25 protein-coding genes are annotated in these 20,334 nt (G+C 70.7%); 8 read left to right on the forward strand and 17 right to left on the reverse strand.

The features are described 5' to 3' along the window. Nucleotides 1-37 precede the first annotated feature (37 nt). From CFN78_RS12700 to CFN78_RS12720, 5 genes are all read right to left on the reverse strand, one after another. A complete protein-coding gene (locus CFN78_RS12700) occupies nt 38-367 on the reverse strand; it encodes a putative quinol monooxygenase (RefSeq protein ID WP_094862926.1) in 330 nt (109 codons plus the stop codon). A 112-nt stretch (nt 368-479) separates the two neighbouring features. Then, on the reverse strand, nt 480-1,700 hold the full coding sequence (locus CFN78_RS12705) for an amidohydrolase family protein (RefSeq protein ID WP_094862927.1): 1,221 nt from the start codon (nt 1,698-1,700) through the stop codon (nt 480-482). A 37-nt stretch (nt 1,701-1,737) separates the two neighbouring features. Further along, entirely contained in the window at nt 1,738-2,865 is a 1,128-nt protein-coding gene (locus CFN78_RS12710) for an MAB_1171c family putative transporter (protein WP_094862928.1), read from the reverse strand. Beyond that, nucleotides 2,862-3,389 (reverse strand): hypothetical protein, encoded by a 528-nt coding sequence (locus tag CFN78_RS12715; protein WP_094862929.1) that lies wholly within the window; start codon nt 3,387-3,389, stop codon nt 2,862-2,864. The genes CFN78_RS12710 and CFN78_RS12715 overlap by 4 nt, the downstream gene beginning before the upstream one ends. A 24-nt stretch (nt 3,390-3,413) precedes the next feature. Beyond that, entirely contained in the window at nt 3,414-3,860 is a 447-nt protein-coding gene (locus CFN78_RS12720; RefSeq protein ID WP_094862930.1) for a helix-turn-helix domain-containing protein, read from the reverse strand. A gap of 644 nt (nt 3,861-4,504) precedes the next feature. Here CFN78_RS12720 and CFN78_RS12725 point away from each other — a divergent pair. Both CFN78_RS12725 and CFN78_RS12730 read left to right on the forward strand, forming a co-directional pair. Beyond that, nucleotides 4,505-5,299, forward strand: a complete 795-nt coding sequence (locus tag CFN78_RS12725) for an SDR family NAD(P)-dependent oxidoreductase (protein WP_094862931.1) — start codon at nt 4,505-4,507, stop codon at nt 5,297-5,299. A gap of 71 nt (nt 5,300-5,370) precedes the next feature. Beyond that, the gene (locus CFN78_RS12730; protein ID WP_240519422.1) at nt 5,371-6,312 is read left to right on the forward strand and encodes a pirin family protein; all 942 of its coding nucleotides are present in this window, start codon (nt 5,371-5,373) and stop codon (nt 6,310-6,312) included. Between the two features lie 18 nt (nt 6,313-6,330). On the opposite strand, the gene CFN78_RS12735 is transcribed toward CFN78_RS12730, so the two are convergent. From CFN78_RS12735 to CFN78_RS12750, 4 genes are all read right to left on the reverse strand, one after another. Continuing rightward, nucleotides 6,331-6,546, reverse strand: a complete 216-nt coding sequence (locus CFN78_RS12735; RefSeq protein ID WP_094862932.1) for a hypothetical protein — start codon at nt 6,544-6,546, stop codon at nt 6,331-6,333. Between the two features lie 20 nt (nt 6,547-6,566). After that, nucleotides 6,567-6,779 carry a hypothetical protein gene (locus CFN78_RS12740; RefSeq protein WP_094862933.1) on the reverse strand — a complete coding sequence of 71 codons (213 nt, stop codon included), beginning with the start codon at nt 6,777-6,779 and terminating at the stop codon, nt 6,567-6,569. Between the two features lie 55 nt (nt 6,780-6,834). Further along, nucleotides 6,835-7,764 carry an alpha/beta fold hydrolase gene (locus CFN78_RS12745; RefSeq protein WP_094862934.1) on the reverse strand — a complete coding sequence of 310 codons (930 nt, stop codon included), beginning with the start codon at nt 7,762-7,764 and terminating at the stop codon, nt 6,835-6,837. A gap of 197 nt (nt 7,765-7,961) precedes the next feature. Beyond that, the gene (locus CFN78_RS12750) at nt 7,962-8,216 is read right to left on the reverse strand and encodes a hypothetical protein (protein WP_133116335.1); all 255 of its coding nucleotides are present in this window, start codon (nt 8,214-8,216) and stop codon (nt 7,962-7,964) included. Between the two features lie 41 nt (nt 8,217-8,257). Here CFN78_RS12750 and CFN78_RS12755 point away from each other — a divergent pair, with 41 nt between their 5' ends. After that, nucleotides 8,258-9,787 carry a phytoene desaturase family protein gene (locus CFN78_RS12755; protein ID WP_094862936.1) on the forward strand — a complete coding sequence of 510 codons (1,530 nt, stop codon included), beginning with the start codon at nt 8,258-8,260 and terminating at the stop codon, nt 9,785-9,787. A gap of 688 nt (nt 9,788-10,475) precedes the next feature. On the opposite strand, the gene CFN78_RS12765 is transcribed toward CFN78_RS12755, so the two are convergent. Further along, nucleotides 10,476-10,667, reverse strand: coding sequence for a hypothetical protein (locus tag CFN78_RS12765; protein WP_133116336.1), 192 nt, complete (start codon nt 10,665-10,667; stop codon nt 10,476-10,478). A 260-nt stretch (nt 10,668-10,927) separates the two neighbouring features. Between CFN78_RS12765 and CFN78_RS12775 the strand changes: the two genes are divergently transcribed. The 3 genes from CFN78_RS12775 to CFN78_RS12785 all read left to right on the forward strand — a co-directional run bounded on the left by CFN78_RS12775 (nt 10,928) and on the right by CFN78_RS12785 (nt 12,895). Further along, nucleotides 10,928-11,554: an alpha/beta fold hydrolase gene (locus CFN78_RS12775; RefSeq protein WP_133116337.1), complete on the forward strand. Its 627-nt coding sequence runs from the start codon at nt 10,928-10,930 to the stop codon at nt 11,552-11,554. 95 nt (nt 11,555-11,649) lie between these two features. Further along, the gene (locus CFN78_RS12780; RefSeq protein ID WP_094862941.1) at nt 11,650-11,955 is read left to right on the forward strand and encodes a hypothetical protein; all 306 of its coding nucleotides are present in this window, start codon (nt 11,650-11,652) and stop codon (nt 11,953-11,955) included. 154 nt (nt 11,956-12,109) lie between these two features. Continuing rightward, on the forward strand, nt 12,110-12,895 hold the full coding sequence (locus CFN78_RS12785; RefSeq protein ID WP_165777538.1) for a heparin lyase I family protein: 786 nt from the start codon (nt 12,110-12,112) through the stop codon (nt 12,893-12,895). A 29-nt stretch (nt 12,896-12,924) separates the two neighbouring features. Here the strand turns inward: CFN78_RS12785 and CFN78_RS12790 are convergent, their stop codons facing one another. Continuing rightward, nucleotides 12,925-14,262 (reverse strand): glycosyltransferase, encoded by a 1,338-nt coding sequence (locus tag CFN78_RS12790; RefSeq protein WP_094863005.1) that lies wholly within the window; start codon nt 14,260-14,262, stop codon nt 12,925-12,927. A 76-nt stretch (nt 14,263-14,338) separates the two neighbouring features. On the opposite strand from CFN78_RS12790, the gene CFN78_RS12795 reads away from it, so the two are divergent. Further along, entirely contained in the window at nt 14,339-14,986 is a 648-nt protein-coding gene (locus CFN78_RS12795; protein WP_094862943.1) for a TetR/AcrR family transcriptional regulator, read from the forward strand. Nucleotides 14,987-15,162: 176 nt separating this feature from the next. Continuing rightward, nucleotides 15,163-15,504, forward strand: coding sequence for a histone-like nucleoid-structuring protein Lsr2 (locus tag CFN78_RS12800; protein WP_094862944.1), 342 nt, complete (start codon nt 15,163-15,165; stop codon nt 15,502-15,504). Between the two features lie 220 nt (nt 15,505-15,724). On the opposite strand, the gene CFN78_RS12805 is transcribed toward CFN78_RS12800, so the two are convergent. From CFN78_RS12805 to CFN78_RS29130, 6 genes are all read right to left on the reverse strand, one after another. After that, entirely contained in the window at nt 15,725-16,240 is a 516-nt protein-coding gene (locus tag CFN78_RS12805) for a peptidylprolyl isomerase (RefSeq protein WP_205660505.1), read from the reverse strand. 140 nt (nt 16,241-16,380) lie between these two features. Next, nucleotides 16,381-17,880 (reverse strand): glycoside hydrolase family 30 protein, encoded by a 1,500-nt coding sequence (locus tag CFN78_RS12810; RefSeq protein ID WP_094862946.1) that lies wholly within the window; start codon nt 17,878-17,880, stop codon nt 16,381-16,383. Between the two features lie 170 nt (nt 17,881-18,050). Beyond that, nucleotides 18,051-18,467, reverse strand: a complete 417-nt coding sequence (locus tag CFN78_RS12815) for a rhodanese-like domain-containing protein (protein ID WP_094862947.1) — start codon at nt 18,465-18,467, stop codon at nt 18,051-18,053. Beyond that, entirely contained in the window at nt 18,464-19,045 is a 582-nt protein-coding gene (locus CFN78_RS12820) for a cysteine dioxygenase (RefSeq protein WP_094862948.1), read from the reverse strand. The genes CFN78_RS12815 and CFN78_RS12820 overlap by 4 nt, the downstream gene beginning before the upstream one ends. A 256-nt stretch (nt 19,046-19,301) precedes the next feature. Next, complete coding sequence (locus CFN78_RS12825; RefSeq protein ID WP_165777539.1) at nt 19,302-19,688, reverse strand: Na-translocating system protein MpsC family protein; 387 nt, start codon at nt 19,686-19,688, stop codon at nt 19,302-19,304. A 36-nt stretch (nt 19,689-19,724) separates the two neighbouring features. After that, nucleotides 19,725-20,334, reverse strand: a 610-nt coding sequence (locus CFN78_RS29130; RefSeq protein WP_420807879.1) for a hypothetical protein, incomplete at its 5' end; no start/stop codon positions are given.

Below are 20,334 nucleotides of genomic sequence, written 5' to 3' on the forward strand. Positions count from 1 at the left end.
CCGGCCCGCCGTCGCCCGCCCGAGCCGGGACCGGCGGTCAGTCCGCGCGCACCGCCAGCTCGGCCATCTCGCCCCAGCCCGTTCCCGGCGTCTCCACGTTGACGATCTTCGGTGTCTCGGCGATGACGTCCGGCATCCAGCTCATCGCAGTGGTGAAGTGCTCGGACTTCACGTGCCGCTCCCCCGCCTCGGGAGACTCGAACGCCTCGACGAGGACGAACTCGTTCGGATTCTCCACGCTCTTGGACCACTCGAAGAACACGTTGCCCGGTTCCCCACGGGTGGCCGTGGTGAACTCGTCGACGAGCGTCAGCCACTCGTCGGTCCGCTCGGGACGGACGGTGAACTTGACGACGATCAGGATCATGGGTGCTTCCTCCATCTGCGCGGCCCGCCCGGCGGTCGGCCACGGCGGCGATCGGAACGGCTCCAGTCTGCCCGAGTGGCCGGCCGCCCGCCCGGTCCGGAAAGCGTCCGGCTCAGTGCCCCGGGCGGGCGGGAACGGCGGCGCCCGCCGGAACGTGCGGCCTGCCCCCCGCCAGGACGAGGCGCAGGGCCCGCAGAGCCGCCAGGTCCGCCTCCGGGTCGCCGTCCGCGACGAGCAGGTCGGCCCGGTATCCCGGCGCCACCGTTCCCGTCTCCCCGGCGAGGCCGAGCGCCGCCGCCGCGTCCGTGGTCGCCATCGTGAGCACCCGCGCCGGCGGCAGCCCGAGGTGCTCGAAGAACTCCAGGCTGCCGGGGAAGTCGTCGAAGACCGCGCGCGGCACACCGGCGTCGGTGCCGGCGATCAGCCGGACGCCCTGATCGGCCATCCAGCGGACGCGGCCGAACATCTGCGCGGCGCGTTCCTCGCCGAAGACCGCGGGCAGCGCCCGCCAGCCGGGGCTCGCCCCCGGGCACACGAACACGCCGTTCGCGACGATCTCGGCCACGACGTCCTCGCGTACCTCGAACCCGCCCTCGGTCATCCAGGTGCAGTGCTCGATCGTGTCCACGCCCGCGGCGACCGCGGCGGCGATCCCCTCCGCGCCGTGCGCGTGGGCCGCGGTGCGCAGCCCCGCCCGCCGTGCTTCCTCGGTGACGATCCGCAGCGCGGCACCGTCGAACTGCGACTCCCAGGCGGCGGGACCACCGGGGGTGAGACCGCCGCCGGTGGCCATCACCTTCACCAGGTCGGCACCCGCGGCCACGTTGCGCCGCACCATGTCCCGGATTGATTCCTCGCTGCCGTCGACCTCACCGCCGAGGAACCAGCAGTGCCCGCCGGTGATCGTGATCGGCGCGCCCGCGGCCAGGATCCGGGGGCCGGGAACACCGCCGGAGGCGATCGCGTCACGCAGCCGTGCGGCGAGCCCGCCGCGGTCGCCGAGGTCGCGGACGGTCGTCACCCCGGTGTCCAGGAGTGCGCGCGCCCGCCCCGTCATGCCGAGCATCAGGCACGCGTCATCGGACTCGCGCACGGTGGCCGCCACCTCGGTGCCCGCGTCGAAGGCGAGGTGCACGTGGGCGTCGATGAGCCCGGGCAGGATGGTGGCGTCCGGGTAGTCCGCACGCGGCACACTCGCCTCGACCGCGGCGTCCACCTCGTCCCGCGTACCCACGGCGGCCACCACACCGTCCCGGACGTGCACCGCACCGCCGGGAATCCGTTCGGCGCCCGGGGCCGTCAGTACGCTTCCCGCCGAGATCACCAGCTCCACGCGAGCCCACTCCCCTTTCTCGTGTCGGCCGCGCCGGTCACGCGACCCTGGCCCGCAGCGCGTCGGAGAGCGCGACGAGCTGCCGCACGTCAGCGTCCAGCCCCTCCCCCTCCGGAGTCGCCACGAACACGGCCTTGGTCGCCACCGGTTCGCTGGCCCGGCTCGACCGCAGCGCGGCGGTCAGCGCGTCGGCCAGCGCGGGCGAGTCGGCCAGGTCGGCGCCCTCGTGCCCGGCGGCGAGATAGGGACTCACCCGCACCAGCCCGTCCCGGCACTCGATCACCCGCCGGTAGTAGAGACGGGTGACGCCGCGCAGGCGGACGGCGTCACGCCACCCGCCCGCGGGCACGCGATTCAGCGCGTCCTGCGGGAAGGCGTCGTGCAGCACAGTCCACAATGGACCGAGTCGGTGGTACATCCGGCGGTGGTGCGACCACACGCGCACCGCGGCGAAGCGGGTGGTCAGGCCCGGGTAGGTCAGGCCGATCACGAACAGCGGGATGGACAGGGCCAGCAGCAGCGACAGCGCCGACACCAGCCCGGGGATCGTCGCGGCGCCCGTCGCACGCACCACCACCAGGACGGCACGGATGCCGGAACCGACCACCATCCCCGCCAGCCCGGCCGCCACGATCCACAGCCCGGTCGACAGAGGCGGCTCGGAGACCCGGGCGTAGCGCCAGGTCCAGACGAGCGCGACGCAGAGAACGTAGGCGAGGTAGACACCGCCGCCGAGATAGAAGATCGCCAGCCCGGGCACGGTCATGTCGGCATCGGCGTAGGACGTGCCGCGCAGGCCCTCCGGGGTGAGCACGGTGGCCACCGTCATCAGCACCGCGGTCGCGACCAGCGGCACCAGCTCCCAGCGGGCACGCCTGCGGCCACCGCCCGCGTCGGCCGCGGAGAACAGGTAGAAGCACATGATCCAGTACACGGTGACCAGCAGGAAGACGTTCTGCACCAGCTTCGCCGTACCCGCGCCGACCGCGCCGTCCACGGCCTCGGCCACCGCCTGCAGGCCGAACGGGTACGCCACCGCCGCCGACACCAGGCAGAGCACGACGGCCCGCAGCGGGCGGTCGTGCGGCGCCTTGCCGAGCTGGTACAGCTTCCAGCCGACGGCCAGCAGGAGCAGCAGCCCGAACCCGCCGTTGAGTGCGCTCACTGCCACCCCTGGCGATCGCCCAGCGCCGTCTGGACCCGCTGCACGTGCGCGTCCCGGGCGACCCGGGGAGCGACCCGGTCGAGCACCGAGGCCCACTCCAGGATGATGGTCGCGACGAGTTCGGCCTCGCGTTCCCGTTCGTCGTCGTAGCTGGTGCGGCGCAGAGCCCGGCGCACGGCGTTGCGCATGATGTCGGGGGTGAGCAGCGGCGCGATGTCGTCGTCGGCGCCGTCGCTCTGGTGGTCGGCGAGGATGTGGCCGACCTCGTGCAGGATGATGTGGTCCTGATGGGTCTTGCTGGTCTCCTGCTGGTACAGCACGTAGTCCGTGGTGTCGGTGGCGATCCACAACCCGAACGGGCCGGGCACCGGCAGCGGGTACGGCACCAGGCGGATCGGGCGGCCACGTCGTTCACCGAGGCGGCCGCAGAGCACGTCCACACGCAGCGGCGGCTCGATGTCCAGCGCCTGGAGTTCACGCCTGCAGCGCCGCCGCAGCTCTCGTTCCTTCCGTGACTCCTTCACCGGTCACATTCTAAGCACGCGCCGTCACTCGTTCTCGTGACGCTCGGCACGCTCGAGCCGGTAGACCACATCGAGCAGGTCCATCACCTGCTTGCGGCGGTCCGGCGACAGCTCACCGGCCCGCATCGCCATCAGCCTGGCCTCGCTGCCCGCCTCGGCCTCCCGCGCCCTGGCCCGTTCGCCGGCGAGCCGTTCGATCTGCTCGTCGATCCGGCCCGCGACACCGTCGTCGAAGAAGTACGCGGGCGGGACGCCGAAGAACTCCCCCAGCGCCTGGAGGTGCTTCAGCGTCGGATTGCTCTTGCGGCCCTTGCGGAGCTGCCAGATGTAGCTCTGCGAGATCGTCACCCCCTGCTCGGCCGCCGCCTGCGCCACCTGCTCGTTGCTGTACTCCCGGCCGTCCGGCCGCCGTACCGCGGTGAACAGATGGTTCAGCCGACCGGCGAGATCCTCGCCCGAACCCGTCCCCATCACTACCTCCGCTTCCACCCACATGAATCAGCAGGCGAGACCGATGAACTTTCATCAGTTGCATGTCGCCAGAGGCCAGTATAGATTCTCCAGCCAACGGGACAACTCAGGAAAATGTCCGAATGCGGGACGCATCACCTGAGTTTCCCACCGAACAGTGGAGCCGGCTGGCGCGAACCGCGGAGTTCTCTGGGGGTTTCCGTGGCTCGGCGTCGGCCGGCCCGCGGGAAATCGATTGCCCGCGGCGAACCTCCCGGGGGCGACCTCGACCGGCAAACGCCACCGGCGGCTCCCGCCGCTTCCGAGGGCGCACATAGCGACGCCGCTCTCGACCGGCCTGGGGGTCACCGGGAGAGCGGCGTCGCCACGACAATACACAAAACGTCAAGCATGTCGCGTCCCGGCGACCTCTCAGGTTCCCGAAGTCGCTCATTTGAGCATCGATGGACGCCAGCCCAGTTGGAACACGCGAACCCCCGGCGGCCCGGCGGTACCGCGCCGCGGGATCCATTGTGGACACAACCGCTCCGGCATCTCTGCGACCGATTGTCCTTTGTGGAGGGTACGGACGAGATGCGCGGCCGGTCAGCTGTGGCAGTGTGGCGGTACCCGGAACGCATGTCCGCACCGTCAGGAAGGCCAGCATGCACCTCGATCTCACCGGCAGGACCGCGCTCGTCACCGGCTCCACACAGGGAATCGGCTTCGCCATCGCCGAGGGCCTCGCCCGCTCCGGCGCGAGGGTGACCGTCAACGGGCGCGGTGACACCACCACCGAGGCGGCCGCCGCCGCGCTCACCGAGCGGGTGCCCGGAGCCGAGGTCCTCGCCGTGGCCGCCGACCTCACCACCGAGGAGGGGGCGGCCCGGATGGGCGACCTACTGCCCCGCACCGACATCCTGGTGAACAACCTCGGCATCTTCGGCGCCGAACCGGCCCTGGAGATCACCGACGACGAGTGGCGCCGCTACTTCGAGGTGAACGTCCTGGCCGCGGTGCGCCTCATCCGCGCATACCTGCCCGGAATGACCGATCGGGGCTGGGGCCGGATCCAGAACGTCGCCAGCGACTCCGCGATCGTGATCCCGGCCGAGATGATCCACTACGGCATGTCCAAGACCGCGCTGCTGGCCGTCTCGCGCGGATTCGCGAAAGAAGCGGCGGGCACCGGCGTCACGGTCAACTCGGTGATCGCGGGCCCGACACACACCGGTGGCGTGGAGAACTTCGTCCGCGAACTCGTCGGCGACGAACTCCCGTGGGACGAGGCCCAGCGCGAGTTCATGCGCCTGCACCGCCCGCAGTCGCTGCTGCACCGGCTGATCGAACCCGCGGAGATCGCGAACATGATCGTCTACCTCAGCTCGGAGCAGGCCTCGGCCACCACCGGCGCCGCGGTACGGGTGGACGGCGGCTACGTCGACTCGATCGTGCCCTGATCCCCCGCGGGCAGTGGCGCGCCCGCGACGCGGTGCGGGACCGCACGCTCGACGGGCGCTACCGTCGGCGGGTGAGCGACACCGAGTACGGCGCACCGGCCCCATGCGAACTGCTCGAGCACCGGGAGGTCCCGCTGGGCGGGCCGCGGGCGATGCCGGTACGTCGCAGCCTGCCCGGGCGGGACCGGCACCTGGTCGGCGCCTGGTGCTTCGCCGACACCTACGGGCCACTCGGCGCCGGAGCGTCTCCCGGAATGCGGGTGCCGCCGCATCCGCACACCGGCCTGCATACCGTGAGCTGGCTGCTCGGCGGGGAGATCCTGCACCGCGACAGCCTGGGCACGACCTGCCGGGTGCGCCCGGGGGAACTGAACCTGATGACCGCGGGCCACGGCATCTCCCACTCGGAGTACTCGACCGGCGCACAGGCGAGTGGACTGCACGGCGCGCAACTCTGGATCGTGCAGCCCGAAGCCGAGCGCGACGGACCTCCGTGCTTCGAGCACCACGGCACCCTGCCCTCGTTCACCCGGCCCGGCGCGACCGTCACGGTGCTGCTCGGCGCCCTCGACGGTGTGGTCTCACCCGCACGGACGGCGACCGAACTTGTCGGCGCCGAACTGGACCTCGCCGCCGGAACGCGACTCCGGCTGCCGCTGCGGCGGGATTTCGAGCACGCCGTACTCGCCCTGGACAAGCCGGTGACGGCCGAGGGACACGAGATTCCCACCGGTTCGATGCTCTATCTCCCGCCGGAGCGGGAAACCCTCACCGTGCACACCGCGGACGGCAACCGGGCACTGCTGATCGGTGGCGTCCCGTTCGAGGAACGGTTCGTCATGTGGTGGAACTTCCTCGCCCGCGATCACGGAGGGATCGCCACCGCACGGGAGGACTGGGAGTCCGGCGGAACGAGGTTCGGCACGGTGCCAGCGCAGGACGCCGGGCTGAGCGCTCCCCCGCTGCCGGGCGTACGGCTGCGGTCCCGGGGACGCCGTCGCGCACAGCCCTGACCGAGACCGCCTTCCGAATCAGCAGAGGTCGTGGAACAGGATGTGGATGTCGGTGTTTCCGGGGCGCGGCGCGAAGAACGTCGACACCGGCAGTGCCGTGCAGGTGGGGTCGATCTTGCCGAGGAATCGGTCGATCCTGCGGCCGGGGAACTGCTTGAGGACGGTCAACCCGAACCACGAGACGTAGAAACCGACAAGGCCGGCGCGGGCGGTTCGCTGGGAGGTGCTGGACATCGGCTCGGCTCCTCCGGATCTCAGATTCCCGTGGTGGGGGCCGGTTCGGCGCTGTGTGCCCGTACCCACTCGATTCCGTCCACCTCCGCGGCGTGCTCCCGGCGCATCACCGGTCCGTCGTGGGTGGCGCCGTCCACGACCTGTCTGCGATGCACGGGCGAGAGTTCGCACAGCTGCTCCTGCAGCAGACCGGGTGGCCGATCGCGGTCAGCTCCCTGGCGTCCGGCGTCCACGAGCGCATCCAGGACGTCAGCTCGCGGCGCGCGGCGAGCCAGGGCGCGGCGGCGGTCATCCGTTCCACCATGGCCGCCTCGCCTCGTCGGGCAGGTGGCCGATGTCGCCGGACTCGGCGTCGGGCGCGGCCCGGCCGCGCAGGACCTGGCCGAGCTTGCGGTTGAGGTTCTGCCGGATCCACGGAAGGCCGTCACGCTGCGGGCCCGAGCGGATCATCTGGTCCGGACGGGAGGAGTCGACGAAGACCGGGCCCGGCACGAGTTCCGGGTAGCGGCGGGCGAAGGAGCGGATCAGCAGCCCGCCCACCGAGTGCCCGACGAGCACCACCGGGGAGGGCAGGCCGAGCGTGTTGATGAGGTCACGCAACCGCGTGGCCACGACCTCGGCGTCCTGCCCGCGCACCACCGCCGGGCTCCAGCCGTTGCCCGGCCGGTCGTAGGCCAGGCAGGGGACGTCCCGCCCGAGACCGTGCAGAACCCAGCTCCACTCGGACACCGGCAAACCATCGCACTGTCGAAGACGACCGACGGCCCATTCCCGTCGCCCTGCCGGAGAACCACGAACGCCGGCCGTGACGTAGGAGAGGCAGGCCTGGCTCGCGATGAACGCGACCGAGGCCTCGCGAGCACGTGAGTCGCGATCGAACAGCCTCTCCAGCGCCGAGGCGGCGTAGTTGACGAACGCGAAGTGGTCCGACCCGTCGAACCCGTAGTTCATCCGGGCCTGCAGGCCGAACGAAGTTCCGCACATCGTGCCGGCGAGAACGCCGCGCTGGGCCCGGCTTCCGCCGGGGAGCAGCAGACCGGCGGCGGCCAGCACCCGTGTCCGGACCAGCGCGATCACGTTGAGGTACTCGACAACCGTCGAAGCGAACTGGGCGCCGAGACCACGCATCAGCCTCGGATGCTCCAGCCTCGTGACCGACCGGCCGAACACGTCCTCGTCGGACAGCGTCCTGGACGCGGCCGATCTGTTCCAGCGCACCGGTCAGCGCTCCCACCGACGTCAGCGCCTCGACCCGGCGGACAACCCGGTCCACCGCGTCCCCGCGGTGCTCGATCGACTCTCCGGACACGGCTACCGGCATTCCTTCACGCGGGATCGGGACGAGGACTGCGAACGTCGTGCGCCGGGAGCGGACGAGTTCGTCCTCTCCCCGGCTTGTCACGCCGAAACCCCGGTCAGGCGACAGTGGCCGCGCACTGGGCGACCATGGCGTCCACCGAGTGCCCCTTGCCGGTGGTGAACCCACCCGTGAGGTCCGACCGGTACGCCTTGCCGACGCTGGTGGCCGCCAGGTTCACGCCGATCGCGACAGCGGCGAACGCGGTGGAGCCGGCGAGGCGACGAGCGGGCGCATCGTGCGGACGGACGGGCCCGCTTCTTCTGGCCGCTACCGCCGGAGGGATCTTGTCCCCGGTCGAGGTCGCCGCCACGATGGTTGCCGGACACAGCACGCGGGAGCCGGAGGCCGGGTATGGAATCGTACGATGCCGTCGTCGTCGGCGGCGGGCACAACGGGCTCGTCGCGGCGGCGTATCTCGCCAGGGCGGGCCGGTCCGTGCTGGTGCTCGAACGACGGGCAGAGGTCGGCGGCGCGGCGGTGTCGTTCCGGGCCTTCCCCGGCGTGGACGTCCGGCTGTCCCGGTACTCGTACCTGGTCAGCCTGCTACCCCGGTCGATCATCGCCGACCTCGGACTCCGGGTGGATCTCCGCCGCAGGCGCATGTCCTCCTACACCCCGGCAGGGGACCGTGGCCTGCTCGTCGACACCGGCGACGACGCCCGCACCTCGGCCTCGTTCGCCACTGTCACCGGTGGGACACGGGACTTCGACGGGTGGCGTCGTTTCCAGGCGATGACCGGGCGGGTCGCCGAGCGCACGTCCGGCACCCTGACCGAACCACTGCCCTCGCGTGCCGGCCTACGGGCACTGATCGACGACGATGCCGCCTGGGGCGCTTTGTTCGAGCGTCCGCTGGCCGACACGATCACCGAACTTTTCGGTGACGACACCGTTCGCGGCGTGGTCCTCACTGACGCGCTGATCGGCACCTTCGCCGCCGCGGAGGATCCCGGCTTAGCCCAGAATCGGTGCCTGCTCTACCACGTCATCGGCAACGGGACCGGTGACTGGGACGTGCCGGTGGGCGGCATGGGCGCGGTGACGAGTTCGCTGGCCGAGGCCGCCAGGGCGGCGGGCGCCGACATCGTCACCGCGGCCGAGGTGCTGTCCGTGACACCGGACGGTGAGGTCCGCTACCGCAAGAACGACGCCGAGCACGTACGGCACGCCGGGCACGTACTCGCGAACGTCGCGCCGCGCACCCTCGCCCACCTGCTCGGCGAGGAACCGGACGATGCCCCGGAAGGCTCGCAGCTCAAGGTGAACATGGTGCTGACACGCCTGCCCCGGCTGCGGGATCCGCAGATGGATCCGCGGGAGGCCTTCGGCGGGACGTTCCACGTCAACGAGACCTATGCACAACTCGCGACCGCGTACGCGGAGGCCGCGAGCGGACGCGTCCCGGCGCTCCCGCCCTGCGAGATCTACTGCCACTCGCTCACGGACCCGTCCATCCTCGGACCGGTGGAGAGCGCGGCGGGCGCCCATACGCTGACCCTGTTCGGCCTGCACATGCCCGCCCGCCTGTTCGCCGGCGACAACGAGGGTGCGAGACGGGAAGCCCTGCACGCCACCATGTCCTCACTGAACAGTGTCCTCGCCGAGCCCATCGAGGACTGCCTGTGGACGGCGCCGGACGGTGCCGCGTGTGTCGAGGCCAAGACCCCGCTCGATCTGGAGACCGAACTGGGCCTGCCCGGCGGGCACATCTTCCACCGGGACCTGTCCTGGCCGTTCGCCGACGACCCCGGCCTCACCGGCAGATGGGGGGTGGAGACCGGGCACGAACGGATCCTGCTGTGCGGAGCGGGGGCCGTACGCGGCGGTGGCGTCAGCGGCATTCCCGGGCACAACGCGGCCATGGCCGTGCTGGGCCGATGATCCGCGGGACATCGCGGCGGTGCGGAGGTACCACGGCCGCTGGATCCACTGTGGACGTCGCGTTCGGACGGACGCCGCCGGGCCGTGTCGCCGCTGACAACGCCGCCCGGAATGTCCCGCTCACATGAGCATCGGCCAGGCTCCGGTCGGGCACCCCATCGACGGCGGCGCGATACGGCGAATTTCTCGTTGTTCCTCGCCGACATCCGCCTGGCCGGGGACAGGGCTCCAACGAGCGTCTGACGTCCCCCTGAACGACAGGGATTCGCTTGGCGCAACGGGCACGACGTATCGTCGAAAGACTCGTCGCAATCAGATGTCGTGATGCCCCAATGGTTTCTCTGTGGTTCTGACGATGTGAACAGTTCACCGTCGTGCATACAGTTCCGTTGCCAAATTCCCCGTCAGAGTGTCGAAACATGTCTCTGACACACGACTCCTACATCGCGGGCCGTGCGCAGCGGAACGCCGCCGCGCACGGCGAGCACCACGCGCCGGCCGACTCCGCGACAGCCGCGCGGACAGCAGGGCCGCGAAGATGTTCGAATACCCCAACGTTCCCGGACTGATCCAGGCACGCGCGCTGGCCGGTCTCGGGCCTCGTCCTACCCGGGGCCACCCGCGCCCAGCGCGGAGTCCTCTCCTCGACGATGGCGGCGACCTCGTACGGCCTGCAGAACCGCATGGTCTACGGCTTCGACGGGTCCGACCACTTCGCCTTCATCAAGTACGCCGCCTCCGCGCTGGAGAAGGCCTTCGGGCACGACCGCCAGGCGCGCGAGGCCGTGGCCTGGTTCGTCGCCACCCAGGCATGCCTGTCGTACTTCACCGCCGGAGTAGCGAAAGCGATATCGCCGGTGTGGCGGGACGGTACGGCCATCCCGGCGATCATCCGCACGGCGACCTACGGCGATCCGCTGTTCTTCCGCATGGTCGAGAGCCGGCCCTGGCTGGCCAAGGCCGTCGCGTGGTCGACGATCGCCGGTGCGGCCACGTTCCCCCTCGCGCTGGTGGCACCCAAGCCGATCTCCAGGGCGATTCTCGCCGCCGGCGCCGGATTCCACCTCGGCAACGCGCGTTTCATGGGTCTGAACCGGTTCTCCTGGTCGTTCTGCGCGACCTCTCCGGCGATCAATCACGTTGCCAGGCCGATCGACGTGGCCTCGATCAGGGCGGCCAGGCCGGTGCAAGGCACTGACCGGCTCGCGTGCGGCGCGCCGCACGACGATCACGACCGCGGGCGCCGCCGCGATCGCGGCCAGGATCGCGGCCAGGGCGTCCGCCAAGCGGACCGCCGCGGCGGCCGCGGCGATGCCCGGCGAACTGGTCCGTGTTGGCGGACAGGACGTGCACGTACTCGCCCGGCGGCAGGGCGAAGGTCCGACCGTGGTCTTCGAGAACGCGATGATGTGCCCGTCCCCGGAATGGGCGTGGGTCGCGGGCCGGCTCGGCCCGGACGTGCCGTATGTCGCCTACGACCGGCCCGGTACCGGATGGAGTTCGCCGGCGGGCCCGCAGAGCGCGAAGGACCTCAGCGCTCGGCTGCTCAACCTGCTCACCACACTGGGCATGCACACGCCGTACATTCTGGTCGGCCACTCCGTGGGCGGGCTGCTCATCCGCGACTTCGCGCGCCGCTACCCGGATTCGTCGGCGGGTCTGGTGTTCGTGGACTCCTCCCATCCCGACCAGCTCGCCCGTTCGGCGCAGCAACGCAATGACCTGCCCTGGGTCCGCGCCTGCTCACCCCGCATCTGCGTGCCCTGACCGGCACGCTCAGCAACTCCGCGCACGACGGGGCGATCTCCGACCTCCCCGCCGAGCTCGCCGCGGCCGCGCACACGACCCGGCGGCAGCCGGCGATGTGGCGTACCGCGCGACACGAATTCGCGCAGTGGCAACGGTCCTGGGCGGGCGCCGCGGCCGAGTTCACCGGCACCGAGCATCCGATCGCCGTCGTCACCGCGGGAAAGATCGCGGGCGACGATCCGGCACACGGTGAGATGCAGGCCGAACTGGCGGCGCTCTCATCCCGGTCGCGGCACGATGTCGTGGCAGGCGCCGGTCACGAGGAACTGGTCATAACACCGGAGTACGCGGCACGTGTGGCACAGAGCATCGAGTGGGTCCGCGCCGAAGCGGTCGCCCTGGCCGACACCGACGGCTGATCCGGCCGGCGGAAACCCCTCCGCGGAAAGGAATCGCACGTGTCCCTCGCCTTGTGATGAATTCACGCGACGACTACCGATTCTGTTGACGAGCAACCCGCCTGCTGCCAGAGTGTGCGCTCCTGCCCACATGAACGACATCGGAGGGTGCGGCATGGGTCGAACACACGGAATGTCCCGCAGGCGGGCACTCGGCGTCGGGCTCGCCTCGGCGGCGGTGGTACCCACCCTGCTGTCCGCGGGGGGACACGCCTGGGCGGCATCGTCTCGCGCCCCGCGTCAGGCGCCGCCGGGCGAACCGCCGATGGACGTCGTCTGGACGACCGACTTCACGAACGGCTGGGACGGCTGGGAGGACACCCCCTGGAACGACCAGCCGCAGGGCGAGGTCGAACGACCCACCGTCGTGGCGTCCCCGCTCGGGCAGGGGCAGAGCGGGCGTTTCCATCTGGACGGCGGGCAGCAGCGCAACGAGTCCCAGCCGGAAGCCGCCCAGAGTATCGGGGAGGGCGACGTGCTGGTCGTCCGCTTCACCGACTACCTCGAAGAGGGGTTCCCGGTGGACACCGACGACTGGCAGATCGTCCTGCAGTTCAAGAACGACGGCGAGGGTTCGCCGCCCTGCGAGATCAAGATCGGGCACGGGGTCTACGCGCTCGACGGCAACTCCGGCGCCTGGTCGCACGACATCGGGCCGGCGATCACCGGTGAGCCCGTCGACATCGCCGTGCGGATCATCTTCTCGGCGGACCCGGCCGTGGCCGCCATGGACGCCTGGCACAACGGAACACAGACCCTCACCGGCGCGAAACCCGAAGGCGCGGGAACGCTGTACGAGGGCCTGGGCAGCTACCTCAAGACCGGCCTCTACCGCGACAGCGCGATCAGCGAGGCGGGTACCCGGTACCTGGACAGCCTCACCATCGGCACACCCGCCTGATCGTCGCCGGTGCCCCCGTGGCGGCGGGGTCACCGCGGCGATGACCGTCCATCCACAGTGGACGCAGCTCGGTCCCGCTGGCGCGCCGCGCTCGCGGCGTCGATCATCTCGGCCAGCCCGGCGACCCCGGGAGCGGCGGCGATCTCGGCCGCCAGGCGCTCCGCCGCCCGCGCGTAGCCCGGGTCGCGCAGAACCGTGCGGACCGCGCGCGCCACCGCGGCGGGCTCCGGTGTGTTCGTGCCCAGGCCCACGCCGGCACCGGACCACACGACGCGCGCGGAGACCTCCGCCTTGTCCTCGGTCGCACCGGCCACCACCATCGGCACGCCGTGCCGCAGTGCGAAGTGGACGCCGCCGTACCCACCGTTCGTCACCAGGACGTCCACCCGCGGGAGGAGCAGTTCGAAGGGCAGGAACGGGGCCACGCGGACGTTGTCCGGCAGCGGATGCGGCAGCCGCCGCACATCGGCTCCCCCCGTCGTCACCACCACCAGCGCGTCCTCCCCCGCCAAACCCGCCATGGCGGGCCCGGCGAGCTGGCCCGGGTCCGCGTTGGCGACGGTCCCCTGGGTCACCAGGATCACCCGGCGCTGCCCGGACAGCTCGTCCCACCAGTCGGGCAACGGCGTGTCCGGCCGCGGACTCCGTGCCACCGGGCCGATGAAGCGCACCGTCGGCGGCAGATCGGAACGCGGGTACTCGAAGCCCGGCACGGTGAACTGCGCCAGTCCGTCGGCGAGAACCTGCCAATCCATGAAGAAGACCGGGAGCCCGCGGCCGGTGACCGGTTCGAGGGTCCGGGAACATTCCCGGTGCAGTGCCCGGAAGACGATTCGCTGCGCGACCACGGTGAGGACCCGGTTGCGAAGCCTGCCCAGCACTCCCCGCATCGGCGGAATGCCCAGTCCGAACGGGGCGGTGTCCCGGCTGGTGAGGCCGAGCGGCAGGATCCCGGCGCCGATCACCACCGGCCGATCCGCCCGGTCGCGCAGCACCAGCGCGATCGCGCCGATGAACAGTGGTTCGGCCAGTACCACGGTGACCGGCTCGGCCTCGATCAGCGAGCGAAGGAGGCGGTACTGGCTCAGGGCGGGCCGGAGGAAGATCTCGCGGAAATCGTGCCGGAAGACCGCCGGCCCGGTCAGCCCGGCGCGCCGGGGGTGGTCGGCGTCGATCGTCCGGTCGTCGAAGTCCGCCTCGTCGGGCAACGGGCAGAACCCCGCGCCGGTGGCGGCCACGGCGTCCGCGAATCGCCGTCCGGTCAGGAAACGCACGCGATCACCGCGCCGCACCAGTTCCGTGGCCACGGCGAGCAGTGGAGCCACGTGGCCGTGTGCGGGGGTGGCGCAGATCAGGATCGAGGCCATGACGTATCCCATCCCGGAGGTGTCCTAGAATTGAATTGCTCGCCAAAGTATTCACTACCCTGTTAGGACGGTCAATATGGCGCCCGAGGCCACCCGTCGCGCTTACACCTCGCGCCTGCGCTCCGAGCAGGCCGCCGACACCCGCCGCCGGGTGCTCGACGCCGCCGCGCACCGCTTCGCCGCGGACGGCTACGTCGCCACCACCCTGGCCGGGATCGCCGGGCGGGCCGGGGTGTCGGTGGAGACCGTGAAATCGTGCGGTGCCAAGCGAGACCTGCTGCTGTCCTCGTTCGAGCAGACCTTCGCGGGAGAGGAGGGCACCACCCCGCTGAGCTCCCGGCCCGGTCTGGCGGAACTGCTCACGCTGGAACGGGACGCGGACGCCATCGCGGCCAGTGTCGCCTTCGTCGCCGAGGCCAATGCCCGGGCGAGCACGTTGTGGCGGACGCTCACCAGTGCGGCCGACACCGACCCGGTGATCCGCGCGAGCCTGACCGAACTCCTCGGCAGGCGCCGGGCCGACATCACCGCCGCCACAGCCGTACTGCAGAATCGTGGCCTCGTTCCCCGCGGTCCGGACGCCCGCGCCCGCACCGCGGACGTGCTGTCCTTTCTCTCATCTCCCGAGGGATACGAACAACTCGTACTCACGGCGGGATGGCCACACCGCGACTACGTCGATTGGCTTACCCGCACGATCACCGCGGCACTTCTCCACGGCTGAATTCACCCCATTAGCGTGACGTTCTTTCCCACATCCCGTCCGGATTAGCCGGTTTCCGACCTCTCGCGTAACGACACCGGTCCGCCACCAAGAAACGGTACGGGCAAAAGTCACGATCCGGGTGTTAGGGTAATCGGAATAGCCCGGATCAGGCACGAACAGAAGGATCCAAACAAATGGCCCAGAAAGTTGTTGTCGAGATCGAGGACGATCTCGACGGTTCCCAAGCAGCCGAGACGGTGGCGTTCGCACTTGACGGCGCGGCCTACGAGATCGACCTTTCCGAGGACAACGCCGCCGAACTGCGGGACGCCCTCGCCCAGTTCATCGACAACGGACGGCGGCTCGGCGGCAGGCGGCGCACCAGTGCGGCGAAGGTCGTCGCGGCGGCGAAACCGACCGTGTCCGACCGGGAGCGCAACCAGGCCATCCGGGCGTGGGCCCGGGACGAGGGATACGAGGTGTCCGAACGCGGACGTATCCCCTCGGACGTGGTGAGCGCCTACGACGGCCGCTGACGGATTCGATCCGGTACAACGGTGACGGGTGAAGTGGCGTGCGTCCACTTCACCCGTTTTCCGTGGTACGCCGTTTCACCTCAGCCGTTCTCGTCGCGCGGAACGCCGGAACAACACCACCCGCACAAGGACCGAAATGGTTCATGGGTGCGGGCGCCGTACCGGCCGGTCGACGGAACCGGGCTACGGGGAGGCCGACGGCCAGGCCGGGCCGCCTCGGTCAGTCCTGCCGTATCTCCACGGAATTCAGCACCACCGGCGTCAGCGGCCGATCCCCTCGGCCGGTGGCCGTCCGCGCGATTGATTCCACGACCACCCGGGAATCCGCGTCCTCGACCGCACCGAAAATGGGGTAGGTGAAGTCCAGGTGCCGGGCGCGGCCGATGGTGATGAAGAACTGCGAACCGTTGGTGCCCGGCCCGGCGTGGGCCATCGCCAGGCGAAACGGCTCGTCGAATCGCAGATCCGGGTGGAACTCGTCACCGAATCGGTAACCCGGATGACCGCGACCGGTGCCCGTCGGATCGCCGCCCTGGATCCACGCACCGTCGATGACGCGGTGAAACGTCGATCCGTCGTAGAACGGGCCGGACAGCGTGCCGGAGGCGTTCGGCTGGGTGTACGCCTTCGTTCCCCCGGCGAGGCCGATGAAGTTGGCGACCGTCTTCGGCACCAGGTCGTCGAACAACCTGAGCCGGATGTCCCCGTGGCTCGTGTGCAGTGCGACGAATTTCAGGGCGCCACCACCTCCAGGTCCGGAGAACGGAACACACCGCTCGTTTCCGCCCGGACCCGATTATCCGCCGGAACGCCCTCGCACGCACATCATGGCCGTCGGCGGGCCGGCCCCGGGAGCGAACCTCGGTGACGAAACGGTCAGGGCAGGACGTAGGTCGCCACCGAGCCCGCCGGGATGGTGACCTCGACGTGCCGGTCGCCGACGGCCAGATCGAAGGTTCGCTCGGCGCCGGTGTTGACGACGATCGTCGCGAGATCCCCCTCGGGATTGCGAAACGCGGTGGACCGCAACGACTCGGCTCCCGGCCCGGCCGCTCGCGAACCGATTCGCACGGCCCTTGGCCGGACGAAGTCGCTGGCGTGCCCGAGCGCGTAGAAGCTGGCGGTGCGTTCGACGGTGCCCTTCTCATTGTCCACGGTCACCAGGCCGGTGCAGGTGGAGCACCGGCCGAGCGAGGGACCGTGCTCCGGGTCCAGGGCCAGGTTCCACAGGTGCACCGAGGCCGCGCCCTGGCGGGTGGCCTCGACCACCAGGTTGCCTGCCTGCCACAGCAGCCCGTCGGCGAACGAGCGCGCCTGTTCGGGTGCGGCGGTTCCGGTGCACTCGGTGAGGTGCACCGGCATCTCCGGGTGGGCGCGGGCGAACTCGCCCTGTTGCGCCACAGTGCCCCGATAGCAGTGGAAGGCGATGCCGTCGAGGTAGGCGCGCGCCTTCGGGTCGGCGAGTAGGTGCTCGGGGTACTCGGGGTGGTCCCAGTTGTGGTCGAAGCCGAGGATCTGCACATCGCCGAACCCGGATTCCTCCAGCGCGGGGCCGAGGTCGTTGGCGACGAACGCCGCCTGCGCCGAGGCGGTCATCCACATGGTCGGCACGCCCGGGTCGGGGTTCTCCGGCTCGTTCTGCGGGCTGACGGCGTTGACCGGGACTCCGGCGGCGGCGTACTCCTCGAGGAAGCGCACGAAGTACCGGGCGTAGGTGTGGAAGGCCGCGGGTTTCAACGCGCCGCTGCGCAGGCTGTCGTTGTCCTTCATCCACCCCGGCGCCGTCCACGGCGAGGCCATGATGCCCAGGTCCTGGTTGAGCTCGCGCGCCTGCCGCAGCAGGGGCAGTACGTCGACCCGGTCGTTGCCGAGATCGAAGGACTTGAGTTGCCAGTCGGTCTGCCCCGGCGGCATGTCGTCGTAGCTGCGGAACTTCGGGGAGAAGTCGGAGGCGCCCATCGGCTGGCGCAGGCTGGTCAGCCCGATGCCCCCGTCCGGGTCGAACAGCGCGGCCATGATCTCGTCCCGCTGCGGCGAGGCCGCGATCAGCGAGGCGGAGGATTCGGTGAGCGCGGCACCGAAACCGCGCATCGTCTGATGCTTCTCCTCCGGCAGCAGGGTGACGGTGGTGCCGCCGGTGCCGGGAGCGCCGTCCTGGATCGGCACGGTGGACTGTTCGGCGAGGCGCAGCTTTCCGTCGCCGGTGGTCACCCAGGACCGGACCGACTCGGCCGCCGCGGCGCTGCCCACCCCCATCGAGCAGGTCAGCACGGCCGCGCAGACGGCGGCCAGGCGGGCCGTGGAACGACGTCGGTGCCGCCACCGGAGTGCGTTGCGGCGTGAGCTGGGACGGCCGGTCGGCCGGTGCGATTCCACGTGCGGACCCCGAGGACTGGACGGCAGGATCCGACAAACCCTACCGGCAGTGTGTGGAGAATTGGTAGGGATGTCGTCCTCCGGCCATACCGCCCCGGACGGCCGTCCGGGTGGGCCCTGTCCGGCAATCGGCCCGTTCGCGGTATTCGACCGAGAACTGCCCGCCGGGCCTACGCGGTCAGCCGCGGTGTCACCGGCAGGCCGGCGGCGCTCCACGCGGCGAAACCGCCCAGTACGTCCCCGACCGCGGTGAGCCCGAGCAGGTCGGCCACCTGACGCGCGGCCAGGCTCGAGGTGTACCCCTCGTTGCACAGCAGGATGATCTCGCGATCGGACTGCCCGGGACCGAGTTCCTTGAGTCTGGCCTGCCCGGTCACGTCGAGCCGCCATTCCAGCACGTGCCGCGAGACGGCGACCGCACCGGGGATCTCCCCGAACCGCAGCCGGTACTCGAGCGGCCGGAGATCCACCAGCAGCGCACCCGTTCCCACCGCGTCCGCGGCCTCCTCAGGGCGGTACCGGCGCAGTCCCTCCCGCGCCTCGGCGAGTCTGCGCGAGATGAGGTCGGTGTGCTCGGTGCCGGTCATCGGCTCGTCGCCCTTGCCGACGCGGCGAGGAGCTCCAGTTCCCCGGTGTCCGGCTCCGGCGAGTCGCACGGGATCTCCCGCAGATGGTGCGGGCCGCCGGGAAGCCAGCAGTAGAAGTTCATGGCGCGCAACGGCCGCGAGTAGGCGTGCACGGTGACCGCGGCCTCGGTGTCGATGTTGACCAGATTGTGCAGATAGCGCGGGCCGAAGGCCACCGCATCCCCGGCCCGGTGCCTGCGGGTGCGCAACCGCGAACCGTCCAGGTCGGCGTGGTCCTCCAGCAGCGAACCGCGGGCGACGGCGAAGGCACCGACGCTGCCACCGTGATCGTGCAGCAGGGTGTCCTGGCCGAGCTCCCAGCAGATCAGCCACACCTCGAACAGGTCCTCGTGGTGCAGGCGGACGAAATACCGTTCGGTGAGGTCGAACCGGACGTGCCCGGTCCAGAGTCCGGGCCGGGAGACCACGGAGGACGCGATGCGCCGCAGGGCCTCCGGTCGCAGCCGCGTGCCGTCGACATCGTCCGGCCGCGGGCGGATTCCGGGCGCCATGGCGCCCAGTTCAGGGGTGATCGTCACGAGACAAGCTCCTCCGCTTGAGCCCGCGATGTGACCGGACACGGGTACACCCCCGCCCGGCCCCACGAACGGGCCATCTCGGTTCGGGAGTCCACGCCGCCACACCGGCCATGCCGGCCGCCGGTGCACTGCGCGAAAACCCGAAGAACCAATGTGAATTTGTCAGTTGGGCCGGCCGAGCCGGCGGACGTCGCCACAGCGCGTCGCCCGGAATGCTATCGGACACCGACGAGTGAAGGAATCGGCCGGACGGCGGTCAGCCCGCGGGCAGATTGTCCAGTTCGAGCGAATCTCCGAGATCGGCGAAGATGAACACCCGCACCGCGTGCCCGGTGGTCGGGTGCACCTGGGCCAGGTAGGCGTGCACCCGGGCCTCCACCACGTCCTCCACCGCGCCGATGAAGTCCGCCCGGGTCGCCTCGTGCAGTGCCTCGTGGTGCCGCAGGACCGCCTCCCGGTATCCACGGTCGCTGAGCACGCTGTCGGCGGCCGTGAGGCTGTCGATCGAGAGGACGACCAGGCTCACCGGTTCGTCCTGGCTCACCGAGACCTTGACGCTGCTCGGTCCGCGGCCGTAGAACGACCGTTCGAGCTGGATGATCCTGTCCGCGACAGCGTTGCGCTGCGCCCGCGTGATCTGCACGCCGACCGGTCCTTTCGACGAGACATCGCCCAGGGGTCAGCCTACGTCACCCCGCGCGCGCGGCCCGCCGAAACGGCGCGGCACGGTCGTGCGGAGCCATCCACCGTTGTTACGCGAGCGTCCCCGGCCGGCGAACAGGAGCAGCGCACCGACGAGAATCAGGAGTCCGCCGGCACCGAGGAGGGGTGCGAGGCCCGGACTGACGCCGGTGGAGGCCAGGTCACGCGGACCGGTGGGGAATCCCGACGGGCCCTCCCTGCCAGAGCCGCCGGTGCCCGCGAAACCGTTGCCGCCACGGGAATCCGTCGTACCGAGCACACCTGTGCTGGACTCGCCGGTGGTCGTCGCGCTGGTCTCACCGGTGGTGTCGTCCGTCGTGGTCGTGTCCTCGGTCGTGGTCGTGTCGTCCGACGTGGTCGTGTCCTCGGTCGTGGTCGTGTCGTCCGTCGTGGTCGTGTCGTCCGTCGTGGTCGTGTCCTCCGTCGTGGTCGTGTCGTCCGACGTGGTCGTGTCCTCGGTCGTGGTCGTGTCGTCCGACGTGGTCGTGTCCTCCGTCGTGGTCGTGTCGTCCGACGTGGTCCAGACGACAGGCCGGGTAGGGTCGCCGGTTGGGAGGCCTCCTAGGTCCCCGGCGGCGGCGAATAGT

The organism is Amycolatopsis antarctica (assembly GCF_002262875.1).
Taxonomy (GTDB): Bacteria; Actinomycetota; Actinomycetes; order Mycobacteriales; family Pseudonocardiaceae; genus Amycolatopsis; species Amycolatopsis antarctica.

Bases quoted from the DNA above. Each gene is read 5' to 3' on its own strand.
- CFN78_RS12720 (WP_094862930.1), bottom strand. From the start codon at position 3,860: ATGGGGACGGGTTCGGGCGAGGATCTCGCCGGTCGGCTGAACCATCTG.
- CFN78_RS12815 (WP_094862947.1), bottom strand. From the start codon at position 18,467: ATGACCGGCACCGAGCACACCGACCTCATCTCGCGCAGACTCGCCGAG.
- CFN78_RS12795 (WP_094862943.1), top strand. From the start codon at position 14,339: ATGGCGCCCGAGGCCACCCGTCGCGCTTACACCTCGCGCCTGCGCTCC.
- CFN78_RS12800 (WP_094862944.1), top strand. From the start codon at position 15,163: ATGGCCCAGAAAGTTGTTGTCGAGATCGAGGACGATCTCGACGGTTCC.
- CFN78_RS12735 (WP_094862932.1), bottom strand. From the start codon at position 6,546: ATGTCCAGCACCTCCCAGCGAACCGCCCGCGCCGGCCTTGTCGGTTTC.
- CFN78_RS12785 (WP_165777538.1), top strand. From the start codon at position 12,110: ATGGGTCGAACACACGGAATGTCCCGCAGGCGGGCACTCGGCGTCGGG.
- CFN78_RS12790 (WP_094863005.1), bottom strand. From the start codon at position 14,262: ATGGCCTCGATCCTGATCTGCGCCACCCCCGCACACGGCCACGTGGCT.
- CFN78_RS12700 (WP_094862926.1), bottom strand. From the start codon at position 367: ATGATCCTGATCGTCGTCAAGTTCACCGTCCGTCCCGAGCGGACCGAC.
- CFN78_RS12765 (WP_133116336.1), bottom strand. From the start codon at position 10,667: ATGGCCGTACCGTCCCGCCACACCGGCGATATCGCTTTCGCTACTCCG.
- CFN78_RS12725 (WP_094862931.1), top strand. From the start codon at position 4,505: ATGCACCTCGATCTCACCGGCAGGACCGCGCTCGTCACCGGCTCCACA.
- CFN78_RS12780 (WP_094862941.1), top strand. From the start codon at position 11,650: ATGTGGCGTACCGCGCGACACGAATTCGCGCAGTGGCAACGGTCCTGG.
- CFN78_RS12755 (WP_094862936.1), top strand. From the start codon at position 8,258: ATGGAATCGTACGATGCCGTCGTCGTCGGCGGCGGGCACAACGGGCTC.